General features: G+C 71.0%; 12 protein-coding genes. 6 read left to right on the top strand and 6 right to left on the bottom strand.

The features are described from left to right. Nucleotides 1-103: 103 nt before the first annotated feature. The 3 genes from O3438_RS31970 to O3438_RS31960 form a co-directional block, all read right to left on the bottom strand. Nucleotides 104-1,024: an ATP-grasp domain-containing protein gene (locus O3438_RS31970; protein ID WP_269683213.1), complete on the bottom strand. Its 921-nt coding sequence runs from the start codon at nucleotides 1,022-1,024 to the stop codon at nucleotides 104-106. 14 nt (nucleotides 1,025-1,038) lie between these two features. Beyond that, nucleotides 1,039-1,374, bottom strand: coding sequence for a hypothetical protein (locus tag O3438_RS31965; RefSeq protein ID WP_269683212.1), 336 nt, complete (start codon nucleotides 1,372-1,374; stop codon nucleotides 1,039-1,041). A gap of 356 nt (nucleotides 1,375-1,730) precedes the next feature. After that, a complete protein-coding gene (locus O3438_RS31960; protein WP_269683211.1) occupies nucleotides 1,731-2,684 on the bottom strand; it encodes a heme o synthase in 954 nt (317 codons plus the stop codon). Nucleotides 2,685-2,950: 266 nt separating this feature from the next. On the opposite strand from O3438_RS31960, the gene tkt reads away from it, so the two are divergent. The 6 genes from tkt (at nucleotide 2,951) to pgl (ending at nucleotide 11,524) form a co-directional block, all read left to right on the top strand. Beyond that, nucleotides 2,951-5,089, top strand: coding sequence for a transketolase (tkt, locus tag O3438_RS31955; RefSeq protein ID WP_269683210.1), 2,139 nt, complete (start codon nucleotides 2,951-2,953; stop codon nucleotides 5,087-5,089). A gap of 15 nt (nucleotides 5,090-5,104) precedes the next feature. Beyond that, the gene (gene tal, locus O3438_RS31950; RefSeq protein WP_269683209.1) at nucleotides 5,105-6,280 is read left to right on the top strand and encodes a transaldolase; all 1,176 of its coding nucleotides are present in this window, start codon (nucleotides 5,105-5,107) and stop codon (nucleotides 6,278-6,280) included. 67 nt (nucleotides 6,281-6,347) lie between these two features. After that, nucleotides 6,348-7,997, top strand: coding sequence for a glucose-6-phosphate isomerase (locus tag O3438_RS31945; RefSeq protein ID WP_269683208.1), 1,650 nt, complete (start codon nucleotides 6,348-6,350; stop codon nucleotides 7,995-7,997). Between the two features lie 99 nt (nucleotides 7,998-8,096). Further along, entirely contained in the window at nucleotides 8,097-9,611 is a 1,515-nt protein-coding gene (gene zwf, locus O3438_RS31940; RefSeq protein ID WP_269683207.1) for a glucose-6-phosphate dehydrogenase, read from the top strand. After that, nucleotides 9,608-10,624, top strand: coding sequence for a glucose-6-phosphate dehydrogenase assembly protein OpcA (locus tag O3438_RS31935; RefSeq protein ID WP_269683206.1), 1,017 nt, complete (start codon nucleotides 9,608-9,610; stop codon nucleotides 10,622-10,624). The genes zwf and O3438_RS31935 overlap by 4 nt, the downstream gene beginning before the upstream one ends. Nucleotides 10,625-10,753: 129 nt before the next feature. Further along, nucleotides 10,754-11,524 (top strand): 6-phosphogluconolactonase, encoded by a 771-nt coding sequence (gene pgl, locus O3438_RS31930; RefSeq protein ID WP_088988548.1) that lies wholly within the window; start codon nucleotides 10,754-10,756, stop codon nucleotides 11,522-11,524. A gap of 65 nt (nucleotides 11,525-11,589) precedes the next feature. Here pgl and O3438_RS31925 read toward each other — a convergent pair whose 3' ends face one another. From O3438_RS31925 to tpiA, 3 genes are all read right to left on the bottom strand, one after another. Next, nucleotides 11,590-11,931 carry an RNA polymerase-binding protein RbpA gene (locus tag O3438_RS31925; RefSeq protein WP_269683205.1) on the bottom strand — a complete coding sequence of 114 codons (342 nt, stop codon included), beginning with the start codon at nucleotides 11,929-11,931 and terminating at the stop codon, nucleotides 11,590-11,592. A 141-nt stretch (nucleotides 11,932-12,072) separates the two neighbouring features. Beyond that, the gene (gene secG / locus O3438_RS31920; protein WP_030337344.1) at nucleotides 12,073-12,333 is read right to left on the bottom strand and encodes a preprotein translocase subunit SecG; all 261 of its coding nucleotides are present in this window, start codon (nucleotides 12,331-12,333) and stop codon (nucleotides 12,073-12,075) included. A gap of 96 nt (nucleotides 12,334-12,429) precedes the next feature. Then, nucleotides 12,430-13,221, bottom strand: a complete 792-nt coding sequence (gene tpiA / locus O3438_RS31915; RefSeq protein WP_269683204.1) for a triose-phosphate isomerase — start codon at nucleotides 13,219-13,221, stop codon at nucleotides 12,430-12,432. Between the last annotated feature and the right edge of the window lie 2 nt (nucleotides 13,222-13,223).

Genomic DNA, 13,223 nt, shown 5'->3' with positions numbered 1-13,223 from the left:
ATCGATGTAGTGGCCTCGACGACGCCTCGGCACCACTACACCGATGGTCGAACACGATCTTGGGGCGGAGTCCAGCGTCCGGAAGGAGCTGCCGCAGGGTGGGTCAGCCGCGGCGGGCCAGGTGGGTGGTGATGGCGTCGGCGAGCCGTTCGGGGGCACCGTCGGCGTACCCGATGAAGAGCGACGGCTCGGTCAGCTCCAACTCGACCAGGACCGGCTCGCCGTCCGGGCCGGGGATGAGGTCGACCCGGGCGTAGAGGAGCTGCCGGGTGCCGCCGGGCACCGCGGCGAGGGTCTGCTCGGCCACCGCGAGCTGGTCGGGTCGGGCGGTACGGGCGGTGATCTCCTCGGCCTTGTAGAGCCCGTCGGGGCCGAGGTCCGGGCCGGTCAGCATGGGGCCCTTGCGGATCGCGTGGCTGAACGTCAGCCCGTCCGGGCCGGCCAGGAAGAGCAGCGCTGTCTCGCCCTCGGTGTCGACGGCGCGCAGGTACGGCTGGACCATGGTCACCCGGCCGGCGTCGGAGAGCCGGCGGACGTGCGCGGCGGCGAGGTCCCGGTGCTCCGGGTCGGCCAGGTCGTACCGGCCGGTGTCCTGGCTGCCGGCGCTGACCGAGGGCTTGAGCACGTACTCGCCGGTGTCGGCGGGCGGCTGCCAGCTCTCCCCCGGCTCGACCCAGGACGTCGGCACGGTCGGCACTCCGGCGGCGCTCAGCTCGGCGAGGTAGCGCTTGTCGGTGTTCCAGCGCACCACCTCGGCCGGGTTGACCAGCAGTGGGACCGTGGCCGCCCAGGCGACGAACTCGTCGCGGCGCAGCGCGTAGTCCCATGGTGAGCGGAGCACGACCAGGTCGTAGGAGGACCATTCGACGTCGGGGTCGTCCCACACCGCGGTCTCGACGGTGACGCCGCGGGCGGTGAGCGGGGCGACGACCAGCCGGTCGTCCGGGTCGAGGTCGGCCAGATCGGCGCAGGTGACGAGAGCGACCCGGGGTTCCCCCCGGGTCGACTGGTGATGGATGGTCAATTCAGGTGTCTATTTCAGCGGGCCATCGTGCGCCGGGCCATCGACCGCCAGAGGTCGTTGCTCGGACGCATCTGGTCCATCAGTTCACGCTCCCAGGCGTTCTCGACGGCGACTCCCGCCTTGGCGCACGCCTCCCGGGCGGTGACGGTGTCGTCGGCGAAGTGGTCGCCCCACTCACCGTCGGCACCGACCAGGACGATCCGCGCGCCACGCTTGCCGACGTACTCGATGACCGCCTTGGCGCCGCCGTGTCCGGCGGCGAACGCCTTGAGCCCTGCAACCAGGCCCTGGGGCGTCTGCTCACCGGCGGTCTGCTCGGCCGTCAGCGTCGTATCGGAACCATCTGCCATGACGCGAAGCCTAAGCAGACTCGCACCCTTCCGTGCGAGAACCATGAACCTTTTGTGATGCCAATTACCTACAGGTTTAAGGCTGACCACAGACTTGCTGTCCGCTTATATACCGACTTTTACACCCAAACAGCATCGACATTTGAGCATCCAACCACCGCAGGTTGAGCCCATCCGACTCATGCTGAAAGTTACTCTGATGTGACGTTAAAGCCGGACAACTCATCTACGACCATGATTAATCAGGTAATCACCGGCGTCGATCCGATCAGCCACCTGCGATCGGAGCCACCTGCGATCGGATCAGATCAGAGCCGCGGCCCCGGCCCGCAGAGCAGGCCGACACCAGCGAACGGTCAGATCAGCGCGTCGAGCGCGACGGCCACGAACACGATCGTCAGGTACGTCGTGGACCAGTGGAACAGCCGCATCGGCTTGACCGCCTCGCCACGCGTCGCGCGCCGGCACAGCTTGTGCGCCTCGATCACGAAGATGGCACCCACCACCAGGGTCGGCACCCCGTAGATCGCGCTGAGCCCCAGCGGCCAGACAGCCAGGGACGTGAGCACGGTCAGCCACGCGAAGATGATGATCTCGGCGTTCACCCGCCGGGTCGAGGCCACCACCGGCAGCATCGGGATACCGGCGCGGGCGTAGTCGTCCTTGTACTTCATGGCGAGGGGATAGAAGTGCGGCATCTGCCAGAAGAAGACCACCGCGAAGAGCCCCCAGGCGGCAGGCGCCAGCGAGCCGGTCACGGCCGCCCACCCGATCAGGACCGGGGCGGCCCCGCACGCGCCACCCCAGAAGGTGTTCGTCGGGGTGGACCGCTTGAGCCAGAGGGTGTAGACGACGTCGTAGTAGACGATCGCCGCGAGGGTCAACCCGGCGGCCAGCAGGTTGGTGAACGCCGCCATCAGGGCGACCGACACCGCCGCCAGCACCAGCCCGAAGATCAGCGCGCTACGCGGCGACACCGTGTGCGCCGGAAGCGGCCGACGCTTGGTACGCCGCATCAACTGGTCGATGTCCCGGTCGATGTAGCAGTTGAGCACGCTGGCCGCGCCGGCGGCGAGCGAGCCGCCGATCAGCACGACGGCCATCAGCCACAGCGACGGGAGACCGCCCTCGGCGAGCATCATCGCCGGGATGGTGGTGACCAGCAGCAACTCGACGATCCGCGGCTTGGTCAGCGCCACGTACGCCGACAGCACCCCGCGCACGTCCCGCCGGGCCACCGTGCCCTCGGCCGCCCGCGCCGGGTGCTGCCCGGCCGGGTTGCTCGCGGGGCGCTCGGTGATCATGCTCACGGATTGCCACCTTCCGGCATCGGCACGGGGAGATTCGGAAATGTCGGGCCCGCTCGGGTCCGCACACCGACCCACACACTACGCGTCGTCGTTTTGGCTGCCCGGCCGACCCGACAACGGTGCGGGCCGTCACACCACCGGGTGGGATCGTGCAGTCGGATCGTCACGTAGCGCACACCATGATGAGATCCCCGGGCGCTGGTTTAGGCACGCTCGATAAGGTCATCGGTGAGGGTTCCGCCCATCTGCCGAGGAGCACAACCATCGTGGCTGCCAAACGACCCGAGCACTCCGCACTGAACTGGTCCGACCTCGATCGCCGGGCCGTAGACACCGTCCGCGTACTGGCCATGGACGCCGTAGAGAAATCCGGCAACGGCCACCCGGGCACCGCGATGAGCCTCGCGCCCGCGGCGTACCTCCTCTTCAACCGCGTCATGCGGCACAACCCGGCCGACCCGAACTGGCCCGGCCGGGACCGGTTCGTCCTCTCCGCCGGGCACTCCAGCCTGACGCTGTACATCCAGCTGTTCCTGTCCGGTTACCCGCTGAGCCTCGACGACCTGAAGTCGCTGCGGCAGTGGGGCTCGCAGACGCCTGGTCACCCGGAGCACGGGCACACGCCGGGCGTGGAGACCACCACCGGCCCGCTCGGGCAGGGCCTGGGCAACGCGGTCGGCATGGCCATGGCGGCCCGCCGCGAGCGCGGCCTGTTCGACCCCGAGGCCGAGCCGGGCGCGTCGGTCTTCGACCACGACATCTGGTGCATCGTGTCCGACGGTGACATCGAGGAGGGCATCAGCCACGAGGCCAGTGCCCTCGCCGGGCACCAGCAGCTGGGCAACCTCACGGTGATCTACGACGACAACGAGATCTCCATCGAGGACGACACCCGCATCGCCAAGAGCGAGGACGTGGCCGCCCGCTACGAGGCGTACGGCTGGCACGTGCAGACTGTCGACTGGCGCAGCGGCGACGCCGACCAGGGCGACTACCACGAGGACGCCGAGGCGCTGTACGCGGCGCTGGTGGCCGCCAAGGCGGAGACCGGGCGCCCCTCCTTCATCGCGCTGCGCACCATCATCGGCTTCCCCGCGCCCAACAAGCAGAACACCGGCAAGATCCACGGCTCGGCGCTCGGCGCCGACGAGGTGAAGGCCACCAAGCGGATCCTCGACTTCGACCCGGAGCAGACCTTCCAGGTCGACGAGGACGTGCTCGCCCACGCCCGCTCGGTGATGGGCCGCGGCTCCGACGCGCAGCAGGAGTGGACCACCGCGTTCGACGGCTGGAAGAAGGCCAACCCGGAGCGCACCGCGCTCTACGAGCGGCTGGCGGGTCGCGTACTCCCCGACGGCTGGACCGACGCGCTGCCGGTCTTCCCCGCGGACGCCAAGGGCGTCGCCACCCGCGCCGCCTCCGGCAAGGTCCTGGAGGCGCTCGCGCCGGTGCTTCCGGAGCTGTGGGGCGGCTCGGCCGACCTGGCCGAGAGCAACAACACCACCATGAAGGGCGAGCCGTCGTTCATCCCGGCCGCGCACGCCACCAAGGACTTCCCCGGCCACGAGTACGGCCGCACGCTGCACTTCGGCATCCGTGAGCACGCCATGGGGGCGATCCTCAACGGCATCGCCCTGCACGGCGGCACCCGCCCGTACGGCGGCACGTTCCTGGTGTTCAGCGACTACATGCGCCCGTCGGTGCGGCTCGCCGCGCTGATGAAGCTGCCGGTGACCTACGTCTGGACGCACGACTCGATCGGCCTCGGCGAGGACGGGCCGACCCACCAGCCGGTGGAGCACCTGACCGCGCTGCGCGCCATCCCGGGCCTGGACGTGGTCCGCCCGGCGGACGCCAACGAGACGGCCTGGGCCTGGCGGCAGGCGCTGGAGCACACCGACCGGCCCACCGCGCTGGCGTTGAGCCGCCAGCCGCTGCCGACCCTGGACCGCGACGTCCTCGGTGCGGCGGAGGGTGTGGCCAAGGGCGGCTACGTGCTGGCCGAGGCCTCCAACGGCAAGCCTCAGGTGATCATCGTCGGCACCGGCTCCGAGGTGCAGCTCTGCCTGACCGCCCGGGAGCGGCTGGAGGCCGACGGCACCCCGACCCGGGTCGTCTCCATGCCCTGTCAGGAGTGGTTCTACGAGCAGGATGAGGCGTACCGGGAGTCGGTGCTCCCTCGCGGGGTAAAGGCACGGGTGAGCGTGGAGGCGGGCATCGCGATGTCCTGGCGCGGCATCGTCGGTGACCTCGGCGAGAGCGTCAGCCTGGAGCACTACGGCGCGAGCGCCCCGCACACCGTGCTCTTCGAGCAGTTCGGGTTCACCCCCGACCGGATCGTGGCGGCGGCGCACGCCTCGCTGGCCCGGGTGGGCGACATCACCGGTTTCACGACCGGCAACTGAGGGAGCGTGGACGGCATGACCGACAAGCTGAATGAGCTGACCGCCGCGGGCGTGGCGGTCTGGCTCGACGACCTTTCCCGGGTACGACTGAGCTCCGGCGGGCTGGACCAGCTCCGCCGCGAGAAGCACGTGGCCGGTGTCACCACCAACCCGACGATCTTCGCGAAGGCGCTCAGCGACGCCGACGAGTACAACTGGCAGCTGCGCGACCTCGCCACCCGTGGCGTGGACGTGGAAGAGGCCGTGCGCATGCTCACCACGTACGACGTGCGCTGGGCCTGCGACGTGATGCGCCCGTCGTACGACGGCAGCGACGGTGTCGACGGCCGGGTCTCGATCGAGGTGGACCCGCGCAGCGCCCACGACGCGGACAAGACGGTCGCCGAGGCCAAGGCGCTGTGGTGGCTGGTCGACCGGCCCAACCTCTTCATCAAGATCCCGGCCACCGAGGAGGGTCTGTCGGCGATCACCGACACCCTGGCCGAGGGCATCAGCGTCAACGTGACGCTGATCTTCGGTCTGGACCGCTACTCGGCGGTCATGGAGGCGTTCCTCGCCGGTCTGGAGCAGGCGAAGGCCAACGGCCACGACCTGTCGAAAATCGGCTCGGTCGCGTCGTTCTTCGTCTCCCGCGTCGACTCCGAGGTCGACAAGCGGCTGGAAAAGATCGGGTCCGACCAGGCCAAGGCCCTCAAGGGCAAGGCCGCCGTCGCGAACGCGCAGCTGGCGTACGAGCGCTACACCGAGGTGTTCTCCTCCGACCGCTGGAAGGCGCTCGCCGCCGCCGGCGCACACCCACAGCGGCCGCTGTGGGCGTCCACCTCGACGAAGAACCCGGACTACCGCGACGTGATCTACGTCGAGGAGCTGATCGCCGACGGCACCGTCAACACCATGCCGGAGTCGGTCATCCACGCGTACGCCGATCACGGCGAGACCCGCGGCGACACCGTCACCGGGTCCTACGACGCGGCCCGGAAGGTCTTCGCGGACCTGGAGTCGGTCGGGGTGGACATGGCCGACGTGATCGCCACGCTGGAGCGCGAGGGCGTGGAGAAGTTCGAGGTCAGCTGGCAGGAACTGCTCGACGGGGTGACCAAGTCGCTGAATGCCGCGGCGCAGGGCACCGGCTCCCCGAACAAGGCCGCCACTGACAACGCGAAGGCCGCCGACAAGGCCGGTGGCGCATGAGCGGGCGAATCAGCGGGCTCAGCGCCACGGTGCCTCAGGACGGCACGCAGCGGAGCGGAGTGACGGCATGAGTGACCTGCTCGCGGGGCCGGTGGAGGCAGCAGCCGGGCTCGCCGTCTACGGCGCGGACGCGGTCGACAAGGCCGCGCCCGCCTCGACCCGGGACGCGCTGGTGAAGGCCGGCGTCCCGGGCAAGCTTGCCGGCAAGGACCCCAGCCTGTGGGGTCCGGACGCCGAGGCCGAGGCGAAGATCCGGCTGGGCTGGGTGGACACCCACCGGCGCAGCCGGGAGCTGTTGGCGCAGTTGGCCGAACTGAAGGCCGAGCTGGCCGACCTTGATCACGTGGTGCTCGCCGGCATGGGCGGCTCGTCGCTGGCGCCCGAGGTGATCACGCAGACGCTGGGTAGGCCCTTGACCGTGCTGGACACCACCGACCCGGGCCAGGTCCGGGCGGCGCTCGGTGACCGGTTGGAACGCACCGTCGTGGTGGTGGCGAGCAAGTCCGGGTCGACGGTGGAGACCGACAGCCACCGACGCGCCTACTGGCAGGCGTTCCTGGACGCCGGGATGACCGAGGCGGAGGCCGGCCGGCACTTCGTCATCGTCACCGACCCGGGTTCGCCGTTGGAGGCCACCGCCAACGAGATGGGCGCCTTCACTGTGCTCGCCGACCCGAACGTCGGGGGCCGGTACTCGGCGCTCACCGCGTTCGGTCTGGTGCCCTCGGCGCTGGCCGGGGTCGAGGTCGCGGAGCTGCTCGACCAGGCCGACGCGCTGGCCACGTCGCTCGGCGCGGACCAGAACAACCCGGCGCTCGCGCTGGGCGCCGCCCTGGGCGCGGCGGCGACGCTGGCCCGGGACAAGGTCGCTCTGATCTCCGACGGCACCGGCATCGACGGGCTCGGCGACTGGGCCGAGCAGTTGATCGCCGAGTCGACCGGCAAGGCCGGGGTGGGCATCCTCCCGGTGGTCGTGGAGTCCCCGCAGAGCCCCGGCGCCACCGGATCGGACGTGCTGACCGTCAGCTACGGCGGCGCGCTGGCCCCCGGCGACATGCCGGGCGGCGGCGCCAACCCGGACGTGGCCGTCAACGGCCCGCTGGGCGCGCAGTTCCTGGCCTGGGAGTACGCGACAGCGGTGGCCGGTGTGGTGCTCGGCATCGACCCGTTCAACCAGCCGAACGTCACCGAGTCCAAGGAGAACACCAACAAGATCCTGGCCTCGGGACTGCCGGCGGAGACGCCGTCGTTCACCGAGGGCGCGATCGAGGTGTACGCCCCGCAGGGCGCTCCCGGGGACCTGGCCGGCGTGCTGCGCTGGCTGCTCGACGGGCTGGGCGACGACGGTTACCTCGCGGTGATGGCGTACCTCGACCGGTTCGCCGACGCCGACGCGGCCCGGCTGCGTTCGCTGCTGGCCCAGGCGGGTGGGCGCCCGGTCACCTTCGGTTGGGGTCCGCGGTTCCTGCACTCGACCGGCCAGTACCACAAGGGCGGTCCGCAGGTGGGCAGCTACCTCCAGGTGACCGGCGCGGTCGCCGAGGACCTGGAGGTGCCGGGCAAGCCGTACACCTTCGGTGAGTTGCAGGCGGCGCAGGCCGCCGGTGACCGGCAGGCTCTCGCCGGTCGGGAGCGGCCGGTGCTGCGGTTGCACCTGACCGACCGTGCTGCCGGTGTCGCCCAACTGCTCGACGCGGCCGGTCAGCTGCGGGCGTGACGATGGACGACGTGACTGAAGCGGAAGCGAGGGGGCACCGTGAGCGCGAGGAGTGAGCCGGGGTTGCGAGCCCCGCAGTCGCGAACTGAGGACGGTGCGGTGAACCCGCTGCGCGACCCGCAGGACCGCCGGTTGCCCCGGATCCCGGAGCCCTGCGCTCTGGTGATCTTCGGGGTGACCGGCGACCTGGCCCGCAAGAAGCTGCTCCCCGCGGTCTACGACCTGGCCAACCGGGGGCTGCTGCCACCCGGTTTCGTGGTGCTCGGCTTCGCCCGCCGCGACTGGGGGGACGGCGACTTCGAGACCCTCGCGTGTGAGGCGGCCCGCAAGCACGCGCGTACCCCGTGGCGGGACGAGGTGTGGGCACGCCTGGCCGGCAACATCAAGTTCGTCGGCGGCTCGTTCGACGACGACGCGGCCTTCGACACGCTGGCCTCGACGCTGGACGACCTGCGGCAGACCCACGGCATCACCGGCAACGCGGCCTTCTACTTCTCCATCCCGCCGGCCGCGTTCCCCGTCGTGCTCAAGCAGTTGGCCCGCACCGGCATGGCCGACAACAAGAAGTCGGGTGGTTGGCGTCGGGTCGTGGTGGAGAAGCCGTTCGGCAACGACCTGCCGTCGGCGAAGGCCCTCAACGACCTCGTCGACGACGTGTTCACCAGTCAGGACGTCTTCCGGATCGACCACTACCTGGGCAAGGAGACGGTCCAGAACATCCTCGCCCTGCGGTTCGCCAACAACCTGTTCGAGCCGCTGTGGAACTCCAAGTACGTCGACTCGGTGCAGATCACCATGGCCGAGGACGTCGGCATCGGCACCCGCGCCGGCTTCTACGACACCGTCGGCACCGCCCGCGACGTGCTCCAGAACCACCTGCTCCAACTGCTCGCCCTGGTGGCGATGGAGGAGCCGACCAGCTTCGACGCCGACGAGATCCGGGCCGAGAAGCTGAAGGTACTCAAGGCGATCACCCTGCCCAAGGACGTCGCCCGGGACACCGTCCGCGGTCAGTACCTGCCCGGCTGGGTGGGAGGCGAACGCGCCGTGGGCTACCGGGAGGAGCAGGACGTCCCCACCGACTCCACCACGGAGACGTACGTGGCGGTGCGGCTGGGCATCCAGAACCGCCGCTGGGCCGAGGTGCCGTTCTACATCCGGGCCGGCAAGCGGCTGCCCCGGCGGGTCACCGAGGTCGCCATCATCTTCAAGAAGGCGCCGCACCTGCCGTTCAACGACGCCGACATGGAGTCGCTGGGCAACAACCAACTGGTCATCCGGGTGCAGCCGGACGAGGGCGTCGTGCTCAAGTTCGGCTCGAAGGTGCCGGGCACGACAATGGAGGTCCGCGACATCGCGATGGACTTCCAGTACGGCGAGGCGTTCACCGAGTCCAGCCCGGAGGCGTACGAACGTCTCGTCCTGGACGTGCTGATCGGCGACCGCACCCTGTTCCCGGACGCCGCCGAGGTCGAGCAGAGCTGGCAGGTGATCGACCCGCTGGAGCACGCCTGGGAGGGCACCACGCCGGAGCCGTACCGGGCCGGTGAGTGGGGGCCGCGAGCCTCCGACGAGATGCTGGCCCGTGAGGGTCGCGCTTGGAGACGAGCATGATCGGGCTGTGGGACACCACGGGCAACGACGTGGTCAAGGCGTTGGCCGCCGAGCGGCGCAGCGCCGGCGGGGTGGCCAGCGGCATGGCGCTCACCCTCATCGTGGTCGTGGACGAGAAGCGGGTCCGGGAGGCGGAGGCCGCCGCGACGATCGCCGCAGCCGCCCACCCGTGCCGGCTGGTGGTGGTGGTCCGCTCCGACATCGAGCGGGAGCGCAACCGGCTCGACGCGGAGATCGTCGTCGGTGGGCGACTCGGCCCGTGCGAGGCGGTGGTCACCCGGATGTACGGTCGGCTGGCCCTGCACGCCGAGTCGGTCGTGATGCCGCTGCTCGTCCCCGACGTGCCGGTGGTCACCTGGTGGCACGGGGAGCCGCCGGCGGAGATCGCCACCGACTTCCTCGGGGTGGTCGCCGACCGGAGGATCACCGACTCGGCGCAGGCCGCCGACCCGGTGGAGGCCCTGCGGCAGCGGGCCCGGGACTACGCGCCGGGCGACACCGACCTGGCCTGGACGCGGATCACCCCGTGGCGCACGCTCGTCGCCGGAGCGTTCGATACGACCAGCGAGCAGATCACCGAGGCGACGGTCGTCGCGCCGGCCACCGACCCGACGGCCGCGCTGATGGTCGGTTGGCTGTCCAGTCGGCTGGGCATCATCCCGCGCCGGGTGGACACCGACGAGTTCCCCCGGATGCGTGAGGTGCAGCTGAGCTGCGCCAACGGTGACCAGCTCACGCTGACCCGCGAGGACAGCATGGCCGTGTTCCGGCGGACGGGCCAGGACGACAGGGCTCTGCCGCTGGTCCGCCGCCCGCTCGGTGACGAGTTGGCCGAGGAGCTGCGCCGCCTGGACGCCGACCAGGTGTACGCGGAGGCGCTGGGTGCGACGGTGGGGCTGCGGGGGTTGGAGCAGCGTCCCGCGCAGCGGGTGCACGTCTGGAAGGATCCGGCTACCGCACGACGCGCCGAGGCCGGCGTGACCGCGCACTCCGGCACCAGCGGCGAGGGCTGATCCACCAACTGGCACGACGTCGGGGCGGGGCCGGGTCACGACCGGGCCCTGCCCCGAAACCTCCGGGCGCATCCGCCCGGCACGACGCGATTACGGCCGCTCGACGGTCGGGAAACGAAGGCGCATCCCATGAGTGAGGCGAGTGTCGCCGTCCACGCCGACGCCGATCTGCTGGCGCAGGCCGTGGCCGCCCGGTTGCTGGTGAAGTTGCTCGACGCCCAGGCCGACCGGGGCGAGGCGTCGGTGGTGCTCACCGGCGGTCGGATCGCCGCGGCCGTCTACCGGGCGGTGGCGACGCTGCCGGCCCGCGACGCGGTGGACTGGTCCCGGGTCGACGTGTGGTGGGGCGACGAGCGGTTCCTGCCCGCCGGCGACCCGGACCGCAACGAGACCCAGGCCCGTGCCGCCCTGCTGGACGTGGTGCCGCTCGACCCGGCCCGGGTGCACCCGATGCCGGCGTCCGACGGCCCGGCCGGCAACGACCCCGAGGCGGCGGCGGCGGAGTACGCCGAGGAGCTGGCGCGCGCCGCCCGGCCCGGCAACGCCACGCTGCCGCACTTCGACGTGCTGATGCTGGGTGTCGGCGAGGACGGGCACGTCGCCTCGGTCTTCCCCGAGCACCCGGTGCACTACGACACCCGGCCGTGCAGCGCGGTGCGGGGCAGCCCCAAGCCGCCGTCGGTGCGGACCACGCTCACCCTGCCGACGATCAACACCGCGGACGAGGTCTGGCTGGTGGCCGGCGGCGCCGACAAGGCCCGTGCGGTGGGCATGGCGTTGGCCGGCGCCGGGCCCGTGCAGTTGCCGGCCGCCGGGGTGCACGGCGTGAGCCGTACCCGGTGGCTGCTGGACCGGGCCGCCGCAGCCGACGTACCCGCCCGCTTCCGCAGCCTCCGATAGGCACGGAGCTGTCACCCGCCCCGTCGGCGGCGCAGCCGCTACCCGCCCCGCTGGCGGCGCAGCCGCTACTCGCCGCGGCGGCGGCGGAGCGCGGCGAGCGCCTCGGCCAGCAGCGCCTCGCCCTCCTCGGCGGTGCGCCGCTCCTTCACGTACGCCAGGTGGCTCTTGTACGGCTCGGCGCGGACCCGGCCTGGAGGGTTCTGCGCGTCCTGGCCGGCGGGTAGACCACAACGGGGGCAGTCCCACACCGCTGGCGGTTCGGCCTCCGCGGCGATCCGGATGTCGGTCTGGTGGTCGTTGCGGCACCAGTAGGTGACGTCCTGTCGGGGGGCGGGTTGGTGTCGCTCGTCGGGGCGCATGGGTGCGGACCCGACGCGGGCGCCACGGATGACGTTGCCACTCGGCACGGCTGCTCGCTCCTGTCGTCGGAGGGGACCCGCCGTCGTCGTAGGGGTGGGCGGCGGGCGACGCGGTGCAGCGGAGAAAAGCCTGCGCGCGGCCCGTCGAGTGACGGACCGCGCGCAGATTGTACGACTTGAAGCGCTCGCTCAGGCGCCGCTGTTCATTTGCAGGCGGAGCCAGAGCCCGAGACCGACGATGGCGGCGAACCAGACGACGCTCACCAGAACGGTGTAACGGTCGAGGTTCTTCTCCGCCACCGACGAGCCGGCGAGGCTGGAGCTGACGCCACCGCCGAACATGCTCGACAGACCGCCGCCCTTGCCGCGGTGCAGCAGGATCAGCAGGGTGAGCAGAATGCTCGTGATGACCAGCAACACGATCAACGTGTATGCGAACCAGATCGGCATGGCTGGGGTCAGTTCCTCTCGTAGCGATCCTCGCCCGGTCTGATCGGGCACGGCGGCACCGACCGGCGGACGGGCGGTGTCCAGGATACCGAGCGATCAGCGGGCGAGGTGCTCCGGGAAGCGGCAGATTTGCGCGAACTCCTCCGCGTCCAGGCTGGCGCCCCCGACCAGGCCCCCGTCCACGTCCGGCTGCGCCATGATCGAGGCGACGTTGGACGCCTTGACCGAGCCGCCGTAGAGGACCCTGACCTGGTCAGCGGTCTCCTGGTCGAAGCGCTCCGCCAGTCGCTGCCGGACCGCCCCGCACACCTCCTGGGCGTCCTCCGGGGTCGCGGTCTTGCCCGTGCCGATCGCCCAGACCGGCTCGTACGCGATCACGACCTGCCGCACCTGCTCGGGCGTGAGGCCGGCGAGGCCCCCGTCGAGCTGGTCGGCGCAGTGCGCCACGTGGGTGCCCTGCTCGCGGACGTCCAGCCCCTCCCCCACGCAGAGGATCGGGGTCAGGCCGTGCGTCAGCGCCGCCTTCACCTTGGCGTTGACGACGGTGTCGTCCTCGTGGTGGTAGGCACGCCGCTCGGAGTGCCCGACCACCACGTACGTGCAGCCGAGCTTGGCCAGCAGCGGACCGGAGATGTCCCCGGTGTAGGCGCCGGACGCGTGCGGGGAGAGATCCTGCCCGCCGTAGCCGATCAGCAGCTTGTCGCCGTCCACCGCGGTCTGCACGGTACGCAGGTCGGTGAAGGGCGGCAGCACTACCGTCTCGACCTCGGTGAGCTGCTTCTCGGTGAGGCTCGCCGCCAGCTTCTGCACCAGCAGGTTGGCCTCGAGGTGGTTGAGGTTCATCTTCCAGTTGCCGGCCATCAGTGGCCGACGGGTGGTGCTCGCCATGT

This window comes from Micromonospora sp. WMMC250 (assembly GCF_027460215.1).
GTDB classification, from domain to species: domain Bacteria; phylum Actinomycetota; class Actinomycetes; order Mycobacteriales; family Micromonosporaceae; genus Micromonospora; species Micromonospora taraxaci.
The sequence above is the reverse complement of the archived record's forward strand: the minus strand, read 5'-3'. Positions and strand labels throughout refer to the sequence as shown.

What these genes read in the sequence shown, in the direction of transcription:
- O3438_RS31935 (WP_269683206.1), top strand. Translation starts at nt 9,608, where the DNA reads ATGATCGGGCTGTGGGACACCACGGGCAACGACGTGGTCAAGGCGTTG.
- tpiA (WP_269683204.1), bottom strand. Translation starts at nt 13,221, where the DNA reads ATGGCGAGCACCACCCGTCGGCCACTGATGGCCGGCAACTGGAAGATG.
- secG (WP_030337344.1), bottom strand. Translation starts at nt 12,333, where the DNA reads ATGCCGATCTGGTTCGCATACACGTTGATCGTGTTGCTGGTCATCACG.
- tal (WP_269683209.1), top strand. Translation starts at nt 5,105, where the DNA reads ATGACCGACAAGCTGAATGAGCTGACCGCCGCGGGCGTGGCGGTCTGG.
- O3438_RS31945 (WP_269683208.1), top strand. Translation starts at nt 6,348, where the DNA reads ATGAGTGACCTGCTCGCGGGGCCGGTGGAGGCAGCAGCCGGGCTCGCC.
- O3438_RS31965 (WP_269683212.1), bottom strand. Translation starts at nt 1,374, where the DNA reads ATGGCAGATGGTTCCGATACGACGCTGACGGCCGAGCAGACCGCCGGT.
- pgl (WP_088988548.1), top strand. Translation starts at nt 10,754, where the DNA reads ATGAGTGAGGCGAGTGTCGCCGTCCACGCCGACGCCGATCTGCTGGCG.